The sequence below is a fragment of the Paenibacillus sp. J23TS9 genome (assembly GCF_018403225.1).
Classification (GTDB): Bacteria; Bacillota; Bacilli; order Paenibacillales; family Paenibacillaceae; genus Paenibacillus_AQ.
On the sequence record NZ_BOSG01000001.1, the window covers coordinates 179,193 to 196,091 of the forward strand.

Here is a 16,899-nt window from a genome sequence, read left to right on the forward strand (position 1 = left end):
ATAGCAGTACGTGGATGTAGAAATTATGTATTGGGATGTTTTGGAAGTATACTATTTCTGTTTATAATAAAACAAGCAGTTCGATATTTAAGGAGGGACTTATATGAAAATCATGCCGTTAGCCAAACGCGGAGTGGAAGCCAGTCAGCTTGTTCTGGGCTGTATGCCTATGGGGGGCACTTGGGACCGCAATGATCCAATCACGAAAGAGGACCGCCTTAAAGCCGAAAAGGCCGTTGATGCGGCCCTATCGATCGGAATCAATATGTTTGATCATGCTAATATTTATACTCAGGGCAAAGCGGAGCAGACCTTCGGCGGAATTTTGAAAAATCGTCCGGAGCTCCGTGAACAAATCATTATTCAGTCCAAATGCGGCATTCGTCTGCAGGATGAAAACGCGCCAGGTCGCTTTGATTTTTCGAAGGAGCATATCCTTGAAGCCGTTGACGAATCGCTGAAGCGGCTTGGTGTCGAGTATCTGGATATTTTGCTGCTGCATCGCCCGGATCCGCTGGTGGAGCCCGAAGAAGTAGCCGAAGCCTTCAGTAAATTGAAAGCTGCCGGCAAGGTTCGTTACTTTGGCGTTTCGAACATGAATGTCTCCCAGATCCGCTTTCTGCAGCGCAGCCTGCCGGATCAGCTTGCCGTGAACCAGCTGGAAATGAGTCTTGCGCATACGGATTTCCTAGACCAGACGATTTACGTGAATCAGCAAAAGGGAACGGGCGTAAATTTTGGTGAAGGCATCATGGAGTTCAGCCAAATGGAAAACATCCAGCTGCAGGCATGGGGACCCCTCGCTCAAGGCCGTTTCTCGGGCCGTTCCTTGGATCATGAGCCGGAAAACGTGCAGAAGACCGCAGCGCTCATCTCCCAAATGGCGAAGGAGAAGGAAACAACGCCTGAAGCCATCGTTCTGGGCTGGCTGATGAAGCATCCTGCGATGATTCAGCCCATTATCGGCACATCAAACGAGGAGCGGATTGCCGCCTGCAAGGACGCTGAACGCCAGGCTGGATTAATGACCCGGGATGAATGGTATATCCTCTATATGAGTGCGATTGGTAGGGAGAAGTAGTGATTTTCATCATGACCTTATGCGATTTGAAATAATATATATAAAAAGACCGGCCAAGGATTATCCTTGGCCGGTCTTTTAGTGAAATCACTATTTATGAAAAGGCGTTTCGCTGCATAATATCAATCTTGTTCACCCGCTAAAAGAACTCTTCGTACCAAACGGTGTACGGGATTTGGCTGTTTTCGGTTTTTTCTTCGCCGGTGCGGAGAAAGGCTTGTAGCCACCCGGATACATGGCACCGATTTTGCATCCCTGGGCAAGTGAGAGCTGTTCGGCAGAGGGCTGCTCCTCCTGCCGGATGAGGTTCAGCAGGACATGTGCACAGGCTCTGGCATCATCAAGCGCATCATGGTGATGGAGCGGAATGCCATACCAGTCAGCAAGTACGTTCAGTTTATGGGAAGACATCCAGTTCAGCATCTTTTTGCTGAGCAAATACGTGCAGTAATATTGAAAGCTCGGATAATCGATCGAAGCTTGATCAAGACAGTAGCGGAGCACGCTCATATCGAATGAGGCGTTATGCGCGACGATATGCTTGCCTTCCAGCAGCGGCGCAAGCGTTGGCCAAAGCTCGCCAAAAGAAGGCATTCCCTGAACCATTGATTCCGTGATGCCATGTATTTGAATATTCCAGTAATCAAAAGGCTGTCCCGGATCGATAAGCCAGGATTGTTCCGATATAATAGCGCCGTCCCGTACCTCCACAAGACCAAGGGAGCAGGCGCTTGAACGGTTCGCATTCGCGGTTTCAAAGTCTATAGCAACAAAATCCATATATAAAACTCCTTACTGATAAAATCGTTAGAACGGATTAAAAGGTATATTCCATACTATAGCAGGAGTGGTAGAAATACAATCTTGCATTTGATTTTGCGGGAATCATACTGAAAATGATACAATTAAATGTAAAAAATAAAGTGAAGAGGCGATAACCATGACAGTGGATAATCAACGTATGCTCGTATTCGTAGGTTCTTATGCGGAGGAATCCTCAAACGGCGTTTATGTATATGAATTTGATGAAACGAATGGGGAGCTAACCCGTCTGGATCAGGTGGCAGGACTTAAAAATCCTACCTTCCTAAATGTGGACACAACGCAGCGCCGCTTGTACGCAATCAGTGAATCGGCTGTTGCGGATGGAACAAAACTCAGCGATGCCGTTTCATTTGATATCCTTCCAGAGGAAGGTAAACTTGTGGAGACAAGCCGTGCAAACGCACTGAATGGACCCTCCTGCCATATCCAGCGAAGCAGCGATAATCATTATTTGACACTCGCGAGCTATCATAAAGGATCGGTCAGTCTCGTTGAGCTGAAGGACGACGGTACAGTCGGTCAGGTGCTGGATATCCGTGAGCATAAAGGGCAGCAGCCAGATCAAATTTCCCATGTGCATTCTTCCTTCTACAGCTTGGATCAACGCTTCTTGTTCGTTTGTGATCTGGGTCTGGATACGATATATACATACCGGATCGATGGGGCGGAAGGAAAGCTCGTTCTGCAAGGAGAAGCCAAGGTCAAGGAAGGCGCGGGACCGCGTCATCTGGTGTTCCATCCGAACGGGGAATTCGCTTACGTCATCAATGAGCTTCATTCGACTGTGACTGCTTTCCGCTACGCTGCGGATAAGGGAGCTTTGTCGGAGATTGAGACGGTATCTACCCTGCCGGCAAACGCAAATATGGAAAATGGTTGTGCGGAAATTACGATGTCGGAAGATGGACGTTTTCTGTACGGTTCCAACCGTGGGCATGACAGCATTGTTGTTTACGCGGTTGATCCGGAGACAGGCAAGCTGGATACCGTCCAGCATGTGTCTACAGAAGGCAAGCATCCGCGGCATTTCTCCATCGTACCGGGCGGCCGGTATGTGCTTACTGTGAACCGGGATACGAACAATCTTGTGGTATTTACGAGAGATTCGGAAACCGGCAAGCTGTCCTACACAGGAAAATCCGTGGAGATATCGAAGCCGGTATGCGTGTGGGCAGACCGTTTTTAATTCATTCCCGTAAAATAGCCGTTTGCGCATATGCGCTTGAAGCCCCGGATAACCGGGGCTTTTTCTTCATACCACACTTCATAGCGAGCAGCTAGAACGAAAAGCACTCCACCGATTTGACAATCGACTATATGACATTTGTCATACTCCCTACCTGATGTTCATGACTACCCGGGAAACGAGTTGCTTCCTATACTGAGGATAGAAGACGTTCATGGATATGCCGTGAACGCTTTCCATGCATCCACTCAGGGAGGAAGACATATGACGCAGCAATCGAAAGTAAGGAATTTAAGAAAAGAGATGGCTCCCTTTGAAAAAAGCAATACAAAGTCGAGCATCAGGCAGATGATATCAACGCTTGGGCCATTGTTATTGCTCTGGTACTCCGCATATTTAAGCTTGTCTGTATCGTATTGGATTACCCTTCCCATTCTGATCATTGCATCAGGGTTCGTGATCAGGACGTTCATCATATTTCACGACTGCTGTCATTATTCATTCTTTCAGAACCGGCGGGCGAATGAAATCATCGGTACTATTACGGGTGTCCTCACGCTGGTTCCGTATCAACAGTGGAAAAACACGCATTCCATTCATCATGCGACGAGCAGTAACCTGGATAAACGGGGGATCGGTGATATGTGGGTGATGACGGTGGAAGAATATGCTGCCGCATCTTTTATCCGCCGCACGGCTTACCGCATCTATCGTAATCCGGTGGTCATGCTTGGTCTTGGACCGATTTTTGTGTTTGTGCTGTCATACCGTTTTAACCGCAAAGGAGCGAAGCGGAAGGAACGCCTCAACACATATGTCATGAACGCTTCGATTGTAATTCTGTATGCATTGCTCTGCTGGGCTGTTGGATGGCAGGCATTTATGATGATTCAGCTTCCTATTATATTCGTTTCCGGGATGCTCGGAATCTGGTTATTCTATGTACAGCATCAGTTTGAGGATTCTTATTTCGAAAATGAGGACGAATGGAGCTACGTGAAGGCGGCGGTGGAAGGAAGCTCGTATTATAAACTGCCAAAATTGCTGCAATGGTTAACGGGTAACATCGGCTTTCATCATGTTCATCACCTGAGTCCGAAGGTTCCTAATTACAACCTGGAGTTAGCACATAATGCAACGCCGCCGCTGCAAAAGGCCACGACGATTACGCTGCTAACGAGCTTGGCTTCTTTGAGATTCCGTCTGTGGGATGAGCAGAATAAGGCTTTCATTAGCTTCAAACAGTTCAAAAGCTCCATGCGACAAACTAAACGAGAAACGAAACCCGTTCCAAGCCCAAGTCCAAGGGCAAGCATGCAAGGGGAATAACCTTCGTCTCGGATTATGATACAATAAACGTAACCTATCGTGCCATGGAGGAAATGCCTTGCAGAAATGGTATCAAATATTCCACAGGAGCACTGGACTTAGCCCTTATGTGTGGGTTGTCTTTTATATTCTCCCTTTCTATTTCATTTTTAGATCTTCGTCAATGGTTCATGTGGTGTTTGGCGTTCTGATGATTCTGGCCTTTTTTGGATGCTATGTGCTGTCCTTTGTCTCAAAGGGTTGGCTGGTGTACTTCTGGACATCCATTCAGATGCTGATCTCGATTGCGATGACGCTGCTTTTTGGCTACGTATATTTCGCGCTCTTCGTCGCGTTTTTTATCGGCAATTTCCATCATCGGGTTGGATTTGTGGTACTGTATACCATTCATCTTGTCACGACGATCGCGACGATTAACTATGGCTACGTTACAAAAGATCCTGTTATGATTACGCAAATTCCGTTTGTGCTGATCAGTCTCATCGCAGTGATTCTCCTGCCCGTTACCACATACTACCGGAACAAGCGGGGAAAACTTGAAATACAGCTGGAGGATGCCAACAAACGGATTTCCGAGCTGGTGAAGCTGGAGGAACGTCAGAGAATCGCCCGTGATCTGCATGATACGCTGGGACAAAAGCTTTCCCTTATCGGGCTGAAGAGTGATTTAGCAGGCAGACTAATGAGGACTAACCCGGCCCAGGCGGAGGCTGAGATCAACGATGTGCGTCACACGGCCAGAAACGCTCTCAATGAGGTGCGGGAAATGGTTACGAAAATGCGCGGCACGCGCCTGGAGGATGAGATGTTCCGCATCAAGCAGATCCTGAAGGCAGCGGAGATTGAATTCATGCTGACAGGAGACCCGATTCTAAGCAACACATCGCTTCTGGTAGAAAATGTGCTCAGCATGTGTTTGAAGGAAGCGGTCACGAACGTGGTCAAGCACAGCAATGCTACGGTCTGCTCGATCATCATTGATTCGTCAACAACGGAGCTGACAATTCAAATTATAGATAATGGAATTGGTATGGGAGGGGATCCTCTTTTGGCCAAAGGAAGTGGACTGCGCGGAATGAAAGAACGGCTGGAATTCGTGAACGGCAGCATGGCGGTGGCTTCGAACCAAGACCCCGGTACGAAGATTATCATAAAAGTGCCGAACATCGTGAAACACCCGAATAAGGAGGTGGTACTGTGATTCGAGTTGTAATCGCTGAAGACCAGCGGATGGTGCTTGGTGCGCTTGCTTCGCTGGTTAATTTGGAAGAGGATATGCAGGTCGTGGGCCAAGCAAGCAACGGTGAGGATGCCGTGAAGCTGGTTCTCCAGCTGAAGCCGGATATTTGTATTATGGATATCGAGATGCCAGGGAAGAGCGGACTTGAGGCCGCCGAGGAGCTGAAGGGCAGCGGCTGCAAAGTGATGATCCTGACGACTTTTGCGCGGTTTGGATATTTTGAACGGGCTATTAAAGCCGGAGCGAATGGATATTTGCTGAAGGACAGCCCCAGTGAGGAATTGGCGGACTCCATACGGAGTATCATGGCAGGAAAGCGAATCTATGCCTCGGAGCTGGTGGATGATGATGTCACTGTAGAGGAAAATCCGCTCACCCAGCGGGAGAAGGACGTCATCGGCCTGATCGCGGATGGGAGAAACACCAAGGAAATTGCCAGTCAATTGTATATCACGCAAGGAACTGTGAGGAACTATATTTCCGTCATTCTCGATAAACTCCAGGTCACGAACCGCGTGGAAGCCATTACGCGCTTTAAAGAGAAGGGCTGGTTCAAATGACTGTAAAATTCGAAAAAAACCGTTAAGTACAACAATCCATGTACTTGGCGGTTTTTTTGGCTGCCGAGGCAGGCGGTGGGTCCTTTTGATGGCAGAGCCGAGAGGCAATTGGAAAAGCCGGATCAAGTGGACCGAATGATAATATCATTTTTTTGTGCCTAAGGAGGGGACATCATGTTTTTTGATGAAATCAAGCTGAAAACAGCAGAATTGGAACCTTTGAAACATTTTTACAAGGATACGTTGGAATTGCCGGTGGTTGAAGATCAAGACGGATTCTTTTCGGTGCGAATTGGCCAGACAAGGCTAACGTTTGAACAAGCCAAGCAGGGGCAGCCTTTCTATCACTATGCCTTCAATATTCCGGAAAATCAGTTTAAGGAAGCGAAAGTCTGGCTTTTGGATAAAGTAGAGCTTAACCGTGAGGAAGGCGAAGACGAGGCTGATTTCGAATCTTGGAATGCCCATGCAGTTTATTTTGAAGATCCGGCTGGTAACATTGTGGAACTGATCGCAAGGCATGATCTGGATAATGCTTCAGAAGAGCCTTTTACCTCTGAAAGTCTGCTGTGCGTGAGTGAAATCGGGATTGTGAGAGACGAAGTTCCTCTCTTTGTGGAAGAATTACAGAGCGAAGGCTTTCCCAAATGGAGAGAGGGCAGTGACAGCTTTGTTCCGGTTGGGGATGAGCATGGGTTGTTCATCATCGTGAAAAAAGATCGGCGTTGGTACTTTGCCGAAAAGGATTCGGAGATTTTCCCAGTAACCGTATGTGTGTCGGGGCATGGGACTATGAATTTTAACTGAGGTTTCTTAATAAGTGCACTTATGCGTGAGCATGGTTGCGCTTATTTTTTTGCAGCTATATGCTGAACCTCTCTGAACGGCAATTTGAAGACTGTTTCGAAAATCAACATGATGTGCTAAAAATTGCCCGTACAGGCACAGTTGGGTCATCGCCTACATAGAATGAACAGACCGCACTTGTCAGCGTGGAGTCATCGAGATGAAATAGCGGTGCCTAGTCATTCAGCAGGAGGTGTCATCTTATGCCTGGATTATTCAGCTTTATTGCCCTGTTTATCAAAGAACTAACGCTGCTGGTATCTTATGTAAAAAATAATGCTTTTCCTCAGCCGCTGACGGAAAAAGAGGAGAGCAAATACCTTCAGTTAATGGCCGAAGGAGACGCCCATGCCCGTAATATGCTGATCGAGCATAATTTGCGGCTGGTGGCACACATTGTCAAAATGTTATAGTCACAAAACAAGGTAACGAAAATGATAATGCTCTTGTGTGTATAACATCGATATTCAGGCTTTCTTCACATAAAACCGGAAGTACAATACCACGGAATATCGAAGAAGTTTGTAGAGAAGCTGTAATGAAATAAATCAAACTTTGGCTATGTTCAACTAATTATTATGAGTGAGGAGGAGGGGCGTTGACATGAGCATGAACATATTTAAAGCTCGGAAAGGATCAAAGGTCCGCTTTACTGGTCAGGGAGGATGGGGCGGTGAGGCTGAACTAGCATCTAAGAAGTTAACAGAGGGTACAGAGTATATTATTGATCGTGTTGAAATTTATCAATCTTCCACCGATGTCTATTTAGAGGGTTTCGGAGATTACGGGTTCAACAGTGTCCATTTTACAGATGTCTTTGAAACAAAGGACGGTATCGAATACGGAAAAATCTGCGATCTGACAAATGCTGATTTCACACATTTTGTGATGGATGAAATTGAGAATGTAACCAGACTTCGCGAGTTGGAACGTGTGGTTATCTCCATTGACGACTTTGGGTGTGATCCCGACGAAAGTGAAGAGATCGACGCACCAACTATTGTAGTAGATGTTAAGGTACGTGGCGCTCTCTGGACGTTCTGGTTTGATACAGACGAAGGTAAGTATGATTATGATGTCTTGAACGATAGGACAGTGGAGCGATATCTTGCCATCAAGTCCGGGAATGAACCTGAATTGCCGAGTATTTATACTTATAGGCCGAAAGAAGAGCTGATATAATTAATGGCAATGGAAATGAATCAGGTGGGGAGAGGTTGAAGGGCTGTAGGTTGGGAAGAATGGAAGGAACGCAGGGCGTTTGTTGAAAAACGGAAAATGGAACAGAAGAAAAAAATGCGTGACTTACTGGAGTCTGTATAAGCAGTCCGCATGATTGCGCCCTGTCCTAGTTTAATCTCATCGCCTGTAGCTCCAGGAGCATCTTCAACGTCGATAAAAACCAAAAACGGCCTCTGTTCACCTCGATGGCGAAGAGGACGTTTTTTGGTTTTCTTTAATTTTCTCGAGATTTTGCCCTCTTAGCCGTGTTTTGTGATTTTTTTGAACAACCTTATAATTAAGAATATAAGAGCAGTAAGAATAAAGGATGTTACAAGACACAATAAGATTGTAGCTATAATTTCAAATGTTGTGGGTTCTAGAAGCTGCGCTGCGAAAAACAATAAAAACAAAAATGCGATACAAATATAGGTTATCCAAAATGCTTTTTTAAACATCGTAAATTAATTCCCTCCTCACACTCTCATTAAAATAATTATACATTCCCGGAGGTTTAAAAAAAAGTGGGGCGATAATTCGCCCCACCTCCTAAACCTAACTAAAAATTATTACTTGTTGAGACTGAGCAATCCTTATGAATTATTACTTGGTGCTTAATAAATTTATCTTGTATAACTATCCCCACTCCCTCAACTTCAAATCCGTAGTGGAAGTTTCCTTGGACATAAGCACCGTAATCAGTTTGGTAGAAAGCTTGCTTCTCAAATTTCCAGTCACTTACTTGCCAAACTGATAAAAATCCTCGTTCATAAAAACCCTTATCAATTCCAGTAGGACTAGCCTTTGTACCGTCACAATAACACTCAATTCCAACCGCAATAGTAAATAATTTCATTCCAACAATAGAATAGTAATCTTTAGTAGATTGTCCCCATTTTGTATATGTAGCCAGAGTGCTATTAGAAACTGGTTCCATCGTAGTTTTTGTTATAGAAAGAGTTCCATCATCATATGTTGTCAAAATTGTCTTTGCATCAATTTCAATACTTTTTAGAGCAACCTCTTCTTTTGGTTTTTGACTGAGGATGTTCAATTTTTTACTTTTCTGATTAAAATAAGTCTTTAATTCATCATTATTCTTGAGGGTGTCTTGGCTTAAAAAATCCGAAACAGATTTAGAGACATCCTCATGATTATTAGATTTAACATAGTCAGCTAGTCTATCGAGTTGGTCGATATAAAGGTTGTTGATCTCATCCTGACTAACAGCAACATTGCTGCTTTCTTCTACTTCTTGAGGGACAACACTAGAAGCTGATGCTACTCCCACACTACTAAATAATAAAAACGTGGAAAAGATAATGGGTAATAATTTTTTCATATAAATCCTCCTTTTAGTATAATTTGGCTAAATTACTAACCCGGATATAATCATACCATCATTTACCTATTAATCCAACAAAAAATGATATTTTTAGATACCAACTTACTTTTTTAGTTTTAAAATTTGATATAAAGTGCTGCTATTGTCAGTTACCAGCGGATTCTTCGGAATGGAAATAATTTTGGAAAAAGCGCTCATGAATATTGCAGATAGCAATCTCTGATCGAGTTGGTATTGCTAAGCAGTCGCTGGGAAAAGGAAATAAGTTGAATACAAATAAGCCGGGTGAAACCGATCTTTATGGTTTGAAAGAAACAATTGCGAAAATATTGCGGGAAAATTGCGAAAAGCTTGTGAACCATTAGGTTTTAAACGTGATATATTTGTAACATGGAAAATTGAGAAGAGGACACCACAGGGGCATGAATGCCCCATCTACCAGGTCGGCCAATGAGCCGGCCTTTTCCTATTGGTGGTGAAAGTTCCGACCTCGCCGATCCTGTCCACTGATAATATATTGTGTTCAAACTGTATTGTTGGAGGTGGGCTCATATGCAGGAGCTTGTCACAGGTTACGTTTTACGTGGTTGAGTTTGTGGTGGGCTCCTTTCAAAAAGGAAAATCTCTCCTTGGTGTCGAAATGTGATGTCGAGGAGGTGATTGTATTGGACGGAAAAGAAAGAATCGAGTTGAGGAGCAAACTTCTTCAGGAGCTATACGACATTTACTTTGAAAAAGATGGATCGGGTAAAAAGTATTCAAATGAAGATCTTCGGTCGGATAGCGAAACGAATCTGGCTTATGAATATCTTGAACAAAAGCACTTACTCGAAAAGAGATTTCCAGGTGGAAGATACACGGAATTTATCATTACAGCTCATGGAATCGATGAAGTTGAAAAAAACAGCTAAGCACCCCGAATGGGTGCTTTTTCTTTTGAAATGGCAAAAGCCCCTACATTCGTAGGAGCTCCAGAATGTCGATGAAAAGGCTGATGAAAGCCAGTGCATCACCGACAGTGATGGTGAAATCGAATCGAATTCGACTTCTCATTGCCTCACTCCTCCAGAGTGGTTTGCTTCAGGCTAGCAACCATCTCCCCATCCCGGGCAAGCCCTGAAACAGGGGCTGGTAGAGTTTGGAATATTATATCACAACTCTTAATATTTTGGAGGGAGTGACGTGGCGACACATCGAGTTAAAAAGGCAGGGAAGGATCCGCCACCATTCACCCGGATCGACAACAGCATGCTGCATGATGAACGTCTCAGCTTCAAAGCTCGTGGCCTACTCGCCTACATGCTATCAAAGCCGGACACATTCCGGTTTTATCTGGACGAGCTGATCAAGCACACAACTGAGAAAAAGGATAGCATCCGCACCGGCATGAAGGAGCTCGAGCAATTGGGGTACGTAAACAGATATCCGGTCAAAAATGAGCGTGGCAAGATCATGTCCTGGGAACTCGATATTTTTGAAAGCCCGTCATTACGTCCAGAATCGGGTTTTCCAGTTGTGGAAAATCCAACGCTAGTAACTAATGGATATATACTAACGAATGATAAAAGATTTAATAAATACATCGCTTTTGAAAACATAGAGAATCCATACTTTAAAACCTATCTGAAACACTATGCTATGAATAAGAAAAAACAGCACATGAGAATTACAGAAGAGCAATATCAAACCATAGGTGAGCAGATCGATCAGTTGCAGTCTTTTGGAGTTACAGCAGAGGAATGGGAAGCTGAGATCATGGAGCATTTCAAAGAGCTGCCAAAGAGCAAACAATGGGAATATCATAGCGTTCCTACATGCTGCACCAAGGCGGTTTGATGTGACTTAAATAAAATGTGAAACCTAGAAAGAATGGCCGCCTAAGCCTGCTATAATATTCTTACATTCCACAATTTGGAGGTAAGATATTATGGATCAACGCTATAAACTGCCCCATATCCTTGTGACCGAAGGTGACCAAGAAAGTGGGTTCTATTCTGGAAAGCTCATCGAAGTTGAGAGCGACACAGAGGTTATATTTAAGCCAGTTGAAGATAACCACAAGAATGGACTACAGGAAATGAGACGTAAATGTGCCACTTACTTGAGAGGTAGAGGGTACCCTGTCGATTATTTAATTCAACATCACTGCATTAAGCCAGGAAGGTCGGAAAAAGACAATCCTGTAGAAAATTGGACTCTATATGATCTTGAGGCCAAAACCAATAAGGATAGAAGTCGCTGAATAAAACAGCGGCTTTTTTATTTTTGGAAAGGATTGATCCGTATGAAATGGATTAAATGGTTGATCAAAAGAACATCTGCTGCATCAAAGCCACCACGTAATAGAAAGGAGCGACGACATGGAAATGAATGAAGTGTATCAAAGGGTCGACTGTAATGAATGTGACCAAGAGTTCGAGATCAAGGAGCTTCTGTCTCGCAGGTTAAACGACGGCATTGAGATGAACTATTTTGTTTGCCCTCATTGTCATCATGAATACACCAGCTTCTATACCAACACCGAGATCAGGTCTGAGCAGAAGAAGATTCAGACTCTGAGTCCGCTCCATCATATATACCTGGAATTGAGCTCGTGAAAATCCCGATATACGGTGAAATTAGAGCTGGGTATGGCTCACTTGCACAAGAGGACGTAGTTGGTTATGAATTCACCTCACGCGATTCCGTTGGAAACGGAGAGTACTTCTACTTGATCGTTAAAGGGGACAGCATGATAGACGAGGGTATTTATGAAGGAATGCGCGTTCTTGTCAGAAAGCAAAATCACTGCCAAAACGGAAAAATTGGCGTTGTTATTGTTGATGGTGATGAAGGGACTTTAAAGAGAGTTTATTATGAAGACGATACAATCGTCCTTCGAGCCTCAAACAAAAGAATACCGCCTCGCCCCTTCCCAATAGGTGATGTTCTTATTCAAGGACAAGTAACAAAGGTAGAATTTGATGTTTAATTTATCAGTCATATACGATTACAACTATGACGGAGTGTATCCTACTTGGATGGTAATAAAGCCAGAAAGCGGTTATATTAATTGGAGTGCTGAGACTCTCTATGTTCACATAGAAGCACCATTCCAGCGGCTTTCGAGGGATGAAATTAACGACTATGCTCTCGGACTTTCTATAGTACAGACTGACCTTGTCATGAGTGTGAAGCATCCTGATCATTTTGGCATTTATATGCCACGCGTAAAGAAAAGGCTTAATCAAATTAGAGGTGAACAGTACACACCATCGTTCCGTTTAGCAGATATCGAACATTTTATTGTTCAGATGTCTGATATTGAAATAGTTATGAATATGAGCATTTCAACGAGATTTGCTTTGAATAAGTTTAAGAGTCGGTCTCAAGTAGATGAGACTGACTTTTAATTATTGAGCTATAGGTATTTGAATATAATAGTTAATAATTTTGCGTCACACGTCATAGGAGTCGAAATACATATCCAGTTCCACCAACACAAAAAGGCCACCGCAGATATCATCTGCGATGGCTCAAGTAGTGCACCTTATTTTATAGGTTTTCCACCTAATTCATTGTATACTTCCTCAGCTTTCACCAGATCGTTCTTATCTAAAAGGTTAGCCAGTTCATCAAATTTGGTTGGATTACTTAGGCTCTCTCGATGTTCATGAATAAAATTAATTGCATCCTCCTTGGATTGATCTCCGAGATCATGAAATTTCAAGTATAGGTTTACTGCATCAAGAGCGAGGTCATCTATAGTTAACTCAGTTCTGTTGTCATTCCCCCCGCCACATCCACTTAGTACGATAATTAACATCGCCACTACTAAAACGCACCTTTTCACTTACATCCCCCTTGATCTGCTCTTATTCCTAAAGTTTACCATCTTGGATATATTGATCAAGTCCTAATTCGTCTGATCATTTCCTCTACCGAACTCTGAAATAACTTGAATGGGCGCCCCTCAACCTTGTACCGTCCCACTCCTACAATCCAAAGATATGGAAACACCTTCTTACCCACCGGCTGCCACGGCTCATTTCCCCACGCACCGTTGATAAAATACTGCTCGTATCGATTCAACTTCTCTGACATGACTCGATCCGTATAATGTGTCCTCTGGATCTCTACAAACCATGGAGTTGCCTTCCAAATCATAAAGATGTCTGGCTCTGGCATCCCTTTCCCGTATTTAGGTTCAACGGTAAACACCCGAGGTTGCTCAGCCCTTCGTACCTGCTTATAGAAGTCTGCGATAGCGAGGAAATGATTGATCTTCTGGGAGTCCGTCTTGATCGTACGTTCTGCTGGAAAATAGATACACTTCCGTCGCTCAGTCGAGCACTTGATCAGGCCGTCCCGCCGCAGCCGCTTTAGGACCATGTTCGCGTGAGTTACCGGATGCTTGGTATATGCAAAATGAAGGTCGGCAATGTCGTCCCGGGACAAGCATCGGAACCGCTCCAAATCAGCCAGAATGGCCTTGTCTCGTGCAATCATAACAGCCCCACCTCCACATACTCTTCCTCATGTTCTGGCAGTCGCACCGCACTTTCTATTTGTTCAGGCTTTGATTCTTCCAGGAGGTATGATTCAAGCAGCTTCTTTGCTTTGGTCAGCTCCAAGTGCGGCCCCTGCACATAATTCAGGCCATCGAGCTTGAAGACCAGCTTTCCCTTTTCAGATTAATTGCTTGATCTCTGCAGCCTCCCCGCTACCTATCGTAATCCTGCTGTTGATTTCATCCGCGTGGCGAAAAGCCATCCGGACAGTCAGGTTATTTTTGAGCTTACCATCGAGCACAGTGGCATCCGGACGCTGCATAGATAGGATCAAGAACACGCCAAGCGCTCGGCCGATCGTGGAGATCTCATCAATCCCCTCCATGATGTCCATCTCTTTTTTGAGCAGCGCCACTTCATCCACCGCGAGGACAATATATGGCGGCCGTTCCCATTCCGGCAGATCATTTACGTGGGCGACCTCGTGTCGGTCTAGCAGATCACCGCGGGCCCGCAGCTCCCGCCGCAGCTTCATTACGATACGTTTCAATCCTGATGCATCCATAACGACATCCCGGGCCACTCCGCGGAATAAATGAAATTCAGAACGCTTCATGTCGGCACAATACAGCTCGAGTTCCGGGACCAACCGGATCAATGTTGTCAAAACAGACCGTAGCGCCACAGACTTTCCGCTGCCAGTCTCCCCGGCAATCAATAAGTGCGGATGCTCTAACATGTCATACGCCACATCACCAGAACGACTACGCCCCACGTAGATGGGAAGTTTCATCCCGGCAGTACATTCATCTACATTGGCCGCTACATACTCATATGGAGCCACAGAGGTACTGTATATGCACATTACAAATGTCTTTGCGTCCTCACTCCCGGACAATTCTGCAGCTGCGCCGAACACCTGCCTGAATAACCATTCGTTTTCTTTTACGTTCCTAGGATCCATTCCCACCGGCAGAACAAAAGCATGGAGGGACGAAACTGTGAAAGTTCTGGACAACGGCCTTAAAACCGAAACATGGTCGCCTGAGCGCCTGGCCGCACACCTGAAGGCAATCGGCGCGGACAAGCCGCCAGCACCGAAAGGCAGCGATCTTCAATATGAGATCACTGCCCCACGGAAGGGATACAGCGGCAGGTATATTATGAGTGGCGGAGAGTATTAACATAATCTAAGTACGTTTGCTCATCAATTGAAATGAATGTATGAGGCTTACCATCTTCAAAAAACATTTCAAAATCTTGAACAAGCGATCCTGGTTCGATCTGTCCACCTGTTAATTTAATGAATATTTCCAATGCAGTAATGTGGTATGAACAGTCACCATTGCAATCCAGATGAGAATAACAGCTGATTTGAATAAATTTTGTTTTCATTTTTTTTCAACTCCAAATTTTTTATTTTTTTTCGGTGAAGACAACATATCCTATTGAATTTCATTACTTTTTTAAACAGAGAGGGGAAATAATCCATGCAAATTCAAATCAAAGCCCATTTCAATAAGCAAACGAAGGACTCCAAAAAGGAGCAAGTCCAATTCTACGTAACAGGAGAGGACGAGAAACGTCCGGAGCTCAACCAGCTGACTCGGGAGGTTGTTATTCTGCAGATCGCTGGACTTGATGATGTGGAGCTCACAGCCGAGTTTAAGAAATCCGCCAAGGATTCGAAAAAGACAGTTCTGGAGTTTGAAGTGAAAGGCGACTCTTCCGCAGCTCAGACCTTCGAATTCTACAAGAAGGCAGGTACGGACGTGGAACTCACGATTACGGAGTCTCAGATGGATATCGACGAATTCCGGGAGGCTCAGGAACAATACCGTGAAGGCGTTCGCGGCCAGATCAACCAGGACGGTACCGTCGATGTGGATGATAAGAACCAAATGACTCTCGATGAGGTTGCTGCGGGTTCTGAGTAACAAGGGGAAGATGGTCCGACGATGCCTGAAAGTGATGATGATCTGCCATTTTAATTAATTGCTACATGGCCCCGGCTTCGGTCGGGGAATCCCCTTGGATACTGTGAGGTGAGGAAAAGGTGGGTCAGATGAGCTTCTTGCCAGAAATTGATCGCAAAAGAACCCAGGAGGCCGTTGAAGCTATTCTTGAACGATACAGGATGTATAAGTTCCTCTCCTTTGAAGATCGTGAGGCAAATACGACATCTAGCATAAGTGATATTCCAAGGAGTTTCACAGGGACAACTAGTGATCAAACGGCCAGCATTGCAATTTATAATGTCGACACCCAGGCAAAACAAAAGGCCTTCTGTGAACGGGTCGAACGTGTCGTCAAAAGGATGCCTCGCATGGAGGGATTTCTGATCCATGAAAGGTACATGACTAATGAGCATGATTACATCACTGATCAGCATGTATATAATCATGTATTTCAGCCGCCGGTCAGTGAGGGGAAGTATAGCAAAATTCGCTGGAAAGCTTTTTATAAATTGGCTTCGAATTTTGATGTGCTTGTGGAAAAGACAAATTTACCTTGATCACGGTTTAGTAATAGGACAAATATCCTTCAACATAAATGTAAAGTGTGAAGTGTGTCTCACGATTGGAGAGTGAGTGTGATGCAGGGAGAAAAGGTTATAAACATGAAAATTATTCTTGTAGATCCTGTGGAGGAACTGGATGAAGCAAGAGAAAACTCTAAGGAACCATTAAGAGAGATATATAAGTTAATATTCAGCAAACTCAACAACTCAAATACCAGTGATACAAAAAGCGGTGTCCAATGACACCGCTTTGTT

General features: G+C 44.6%; 24 protein-coding genes and 1 pseudogene. 18 read left to right on the plus strand and 7 right to left on the minus strand.

The genetic code is table 11. The annotated features are described in order from the left end of the window. Window positions 1–103: 103 nt before the first annotated feature. The gene (locus KJS65_RS00815; protein WP_213648170.1) at window positions 104–1,081 is read left to right on the plus strand and encodes an aldo/keto reductase; all 978 of its coding nucleotides are present in this window, start codon (window positions 104–106) and stop codon (window positions 1,079–1,081) included. A gap of 132 nt (window positions 1,082–1,213) precedes the next feature. On the opposite strand, the gene KJS65_RS00820 is transcribed toward KJS65_RS00815, so the two are convergent. Further along, a complete protein-coding gene (locus KJS65_RS00820; RefSeq protein ID WP_213648171.1) occupies window positions 1,214–1,861 on the minus strand; it encodes a 3'-5' exonuclease in 648 nt (215 codons plus the stop codon). A gap of 160 nt (window positions 1,862–2,021) precedes the next feature. On the opposite strand from KJS65_RS00820, the gene KJS65_RS00825 reads away from it, so the two are divergent. The 7 genes and pseudogenes from KJS65_RS00825 (at window position 2,022) to KJS65_RS00855 (ending at window position 8,249) form a co-directional block, all read left to right on the plus strand. Next, window positions 2,022–3,092 carry a lactonase family protein gene (locus KJS65_RS00825; protein ID WP_213648172.1) on the plus strand — a complete coding sequence of 357 codons (1,071 nt, stop codon included), beginning with the start codon at window positions 2,022–2,024 and terminating at the stop codon, window positions 3,090–3,092. A 264-nt stretch (window positions 3,093–3,356) separates the two neighbouring features. Beyond that, window positions 3,357–4,421, plus strand: coding sequence for a Delta(5) desaturase DesA (desA, locus tag KJS65_RS00830; protein WP_213648173.1), 1,065 nt, complete (start codon window positions 3,357–3,359; stop codon window positions 4,419–4,421). A gap of 58 nt (window positions 4,422–4,479) precedes the next feature. Further along, entirely contained in the window at window positions 4,480–5,622 is a 1,143-nt protein-coding gene (locus KJS65_RS00835; RefSeq protein WP_244864343.1) for a sensor histidine kinase, read from the plus strand. After that, window positions 5,619–6,221 carry a response regulator transcription factor gene (locus KJS65_RS00840; RefSeq protein ID WP_213648174.1) on the plus strand — a complete coding sequence of 201 codons (603 nt, stop codon included), beginning with the start codon at window positions 5,619–5,621 and terminating at the stop codon, window positions 6,219–6,221. The genes KJS65_RS00835 and KJS65_RS00840 overlap by 4 nt, the downstream gene beginning before the upstream one ends. Before the next feature lie 174 nt (window positions 6,222–6,395). Then, window positions 6,396–7,028, plus strand: a complete 633-nt coding sequence (locus KJS65_RS00845; RefSeq protein ID WP_213648175.1) for a VOC family protein — start codon at window positions 6,396–6,398, stop codon at window positions 7,026–7,028. Window positions 7,029–7,270: 242 nt separating this feature from the next. Further along, window positions 7,271–7,471 (plus strand): annotated as a pseudogene (locus KJS65_RS00850) (RNA polymerase subunit sigma-70); the annotation flags it as partial. 199 nt (window positions 7,472–7,670) lie between these two features. Further along, window positions 7,671–8,249, plus strand: coding sequence for a hypothetical protein (locus KJS65_RS00855; RefSeq protein ID WP_213648176.1), 579 nt, complete (start codon window positions 7,671–7,673; stop codon window positions 8,247–8,249). Between the two features lie 598 nt (window positions 8,250–8,847). Here KJS65_RS00855 and KJS65_RS00860 read toward each other — a convergent pair. Beyond that, entirely contained in the window at window positions 8,848–9,630 is a 783-nt protein-coding gene (locus tag KJS65_RS00860) for a hypothetical protein (protein ID WP_213648177.1), read from the minus strand. A gap of 668 nt (window positions 9,631–10,298) precedes the next feature. On the opposite strand from KJS65_RS00860, the gene KJS65_RS00865 reads away from it, so the two are divergent. The 6 genes from KJS65_RS00865 to KJS65_RS00890 all read left to right on the plus strand — a co-directional run bounded on the left by KJS65_RS00865 (window position 10,299) and on the right by KJS65_RS00890 (window position 13,025). Then, window positions 10,299–10,544, plus strand: a complete 246-nt coding sequence (locus KJS65_RS00865) for a hypothetical protein (protein WP_213648178.1) — start codon at window positions 10,299–10,301, stop codon at window positions 10,542–10,544. A 271-nt stretch (window positions 10,545–10,815) separates the two neighbouring features. Next, window positions 10,816–11,469 (plus strand): helix-turn-helix domain-containing protein, encoded by a 654-nt coding sequence (locus KJS65_RS00870; protein WP_213648179.1) that lies wholly within the window; start codon window positions 10,816–10,818, stop codon window positions 11,467–11,469. Between the two features lie 91 nt (window positions 11,470–11,560). Beyond that, window positions 11,561–11,875 (plus strand): hypothetical protein, encoded by a 315-nt coding sequence (locus tag KJS65_RS00875; RefSeq protein WP_213648180.1) that lies wholly within the window; start codon window positions 11,561–11,563, stop codon window positions 11,873–11,875. 118 nt (window positions 11,876–11,993) lie between these two features. Then, window positions 11,994–12,230: a hypothetical protein gene (locus KJS65_RS00880; protein WP_213648181.1), complete on the plus strand. Its 237-nt coding sequence runs from the start codon at window positions 11,994–11,996 to the stop codon at window positions 12,228–12,230. Then, complete coding sequence (locus KJS65_RS00885; protein ID WP_213648182.1) at window positions 12,227–12,604, plus strand: LexA family protein; 378 nt, start codon at window positions 12,227–12,229, stop codon at window positions 12,602–12,604. Before KJS65_RS00880 ends, KJS65_RS00885 begins: the two co-directional genes overlap by 4 nt. Beyond that, window positions 12,597–13,025: a hypothetical protein gene (locus KJS65_RS00890; RefSeq protein ID WP_213648183.1), complete on the plus strand. Its 429-nt coding sequence runs from the start codon at window positions 12,597–12,599 to the stop codon at window positions 13,023–13,025. The genes KJS65_RS00885 and KJS65_RS00890 overlap by 8 nt, the downstream gene beginning before the upstream one ends. A 137-nt stretch (window positions 13,026–13,162) precedes the next feature. Here the strand turns inward: KJS65_RS00890 and KJS65_RS00895 are convergent, their stop codons facing one another. The 4 genes from KJS65_RS00895 to KJS65_RS00905 form a co-directional block, all read right to left on the minus strand. After that, window positions 13,163–13,444: a hypothetical protein gene (locus KJS65_RS00895; RefSeq protein ID WP_213648184.1), complete on the minus strand. Its 282-nt coding sequence runs from the start codon at window positions 13,442–13,444 to the stop codon at window positions 13,163–13,165. Window positions 13,445–13,521: 77 nt separating this feature from the next. Next, window positions 13,522–14,121 carry a replication-relaxation family protein gene (locus KJS65_RS00900; RefSeq protein ID WP_213648185.1) on the minus strand — a complete coding sequence of 200 codons (600 nt, stop codon included), beginning with the start codon at window positions 14,119–14,121 and terminating at the stop codon, window positions 13,522–13,524. After that, window positions 14,118–14,246 (minus strand): hypothetical protein, encoded by a 129-nt coding sequence (locus tag KJS65_RS30040; protein WP_280531299.1) that lies wholly within the window; start codon window positions 14,244–14,246, stop codon window positions 14,118–14,120. Before KJS65_RS30040 ends, KJS65_RS00900 begins: the two co-directional genes overlap by 4 nt. A 55-nt stretch (window positions 14,247–14,301) precedes the next feature. Further along, complete coding sequence (locus KJS65_RS00905; protein ID WP_213648186.1) at window positions 14,302–15,087, minus strand: FtsK/SpoIIIE domain-containing protein; 786 nt, start codon at window positions 15,085–15,087, stop codon at window positions 14,302–14,304. A gap of 37 nt (window positions 15,088–15,124) precedes the next feature. Between KJS65_RS00905 and KJS65_RS00910 the strand changes: the two genes are divergently transcribed. Further along, complete coding sequence (locus KJS65_RS00910) at window positions 15,125–15,307, plus strand: hypothetical protein (RefSeq protein ID WP_213648187.1); 183 nt, start codon at window positions 15,125–15,127, stop codon at window positions 15,305–15,307. Here KJS65_RS00910 and KJS65_RS00915 read toward each other — a convergent pair. Next, window positions 15,285–15,518: a hypothetical protein gene (locus KJS65_RS00915; protein WP_213648188.1), complete on the minus strand. Its 234-nt coding sequence runs from the start codon at window positions 15,516–15,518 to the stop codon at window positions 15,285–15,287. The genes KJS65_RS00910 and KJS65_RS00915 overlap by 23 nt on opposite strands. A gap of 95 nt (window positions 15,519–15,613) precedes the next feature. Between KJS65_RS00915 and KJS65_RS00920 the strand changes: the two genes are divergently transcribed. The 3 genes from KJS65_RS00920 (at window position 15,614) to KJS65_RS00930 (ending at window position 16,887) form a co-directional block, all read left to right on the plus strand. Further along, window positions 15,614–16,060 carry a hypothetical protein gene (locus KJS65_RS00920; RefSeq protein ID WP_213648189.1) on the plus strand — a complete coding sequence of 149 codons (447 nt, stop codon included), beginning with the start codon at window positions 15,614–15,616 and terminating at the stop codon, window positions 16,058–16,060. A gap of 128 nt (window positions 16,061–16,188) precedes the next feature. Continuing rightward, a complete protein-coding gene (locus tag KJS65_RS00925; RefSeq protein WP_213648190.1) occupies window positions 16,189–16,638 on the plus strand; it encodes an ArpU family phage packaging/lysis transcriptional regulator in 450 nt (149 codons plus the stop codon). Window positions 16,639–16,719: 81 nt separating this feature from the next. Beyond that, complete coding sequence (locus KJS65_RS00930) at window positions 16,720–16,887, plus strand: hypothetical protein (RefSeq protein WP_213648191.1); 168 nt, start codon at window positions 16,720–16,722, stop codon at window positions 16,885–16,887. Window positions 16,888–16,899 lie beyond the last annotated feature (12 nt).

Bases quoted from the DNA above. Each gene is read 5' to 3' on its own strand.
- KJS65_RS00920 (WP_213648189.1), top strand. From the start codon at position 15,614: ATGCAAATTCAAATCAAAGCCCATTTCAATAAGCAAACGAAGGACTCC.
- KJS65_RS00915 (WP_213648188.1), bottom strand. From the start codon at position 15,518: ATGAAAACAAAATTTATTCAAATCAGCTGTTATTCTCATCTGGATTGC.
- KJS65_RS00815 (WP_213648170.1), top strand. From the start codon at position 104: ATGAAAATCATGCCGTTAGCCAAACGCGGAGTGGAAGCCAGTCAGCTT.
- KJS65_RS00820 (WP_213648171.1), bottom strand. From the start codon at position 1,861: ATGGATTTTGTTGCTATAGACTTTGAAACCGCGAATGCGAACCGTTCA.
- KJS65_RS00925 (WP_213648190.1), top strand. From the start codon at position 16,189: ATGAGCTTCTTGCCAGAAATTGATCGCAAAAGAACCCAGGAGGCCGTT.
- KJS65_RS00855 (WP_213648176.1), top strand. From the start codon at position 7,671: ATGAGCATGAACATATTTAAAGCTCGGAAAGGATCAAAGGTCCGCTTT.
- KJS65_RS00890 (WP_213648183.1), top strand. From the start codon at position 12,597: ATGTTTAATTTATCAGTCATATACGATTACAACTATGACGGAGTGTAT.
- KJS65_RS00900 (WP_213648185.1), bottom strand. From the start codon at position 14,121: ATGATTGCACGAGACAAGGCCATTCTGGCTGATTTGGAGCGGTTCCGA.
- KJS65_RS00905 (WP_213648186.1), bottom strand. From the start codon at position 15,087: ATGGATCCTAGGAACGTAAAAGAAAACGAATGGTTATTCAGGCAGGTG.
- KJS65_RS00825 (WP_213648172.1), top strand. From the start codon at position 2,022: ATGACAGTGGATAATCAACGTATGCTCGTATTCGTAGGTTCTTATGCG.
- desA (WP_213648173.1), top strand. From the start codon at position 3,357: ATGACGCAGCAATCGAAAGTAAGGAATTTAAGAAAAGAGATGGCTCCC.
- KJS65_RS00860 (WP_213648177.1), bottom strand. From the start codon at position 9,630: ATGAAAAAATTATTACCCATTATCTTTTCCACGTTTTTATTATTTAGT.
- KJS65_RS00845 (WP_213648175.1), top strand. From the start codon at position 6,396: ATGTTTTTTGATGAAATCAAGCTGAAAACAGCAGAATTGGAACCTTTG.
- KJS65_RS00880 (WP_213648181.1), top strand. From the start codon at position 11,994: ATGGAAATGAATGAAGTGTATCAAAGGGTCGACTGTAATGAATGTGAC.
- KJS65_RS00930 (WP_213648191.1), top strand. From the start codon at position 16,720: ATGCAGGGAGAAAAGGTTATAAACATGAAAATTATTCTTGTAGATCCT.
- KJS65_RS00875 (WP_213648180.1), top strand. From the start codon at position 11,561: ATGGATCAACGCTATAAACTGCCCCATATCCTTGTGACCGAAGGTGAC.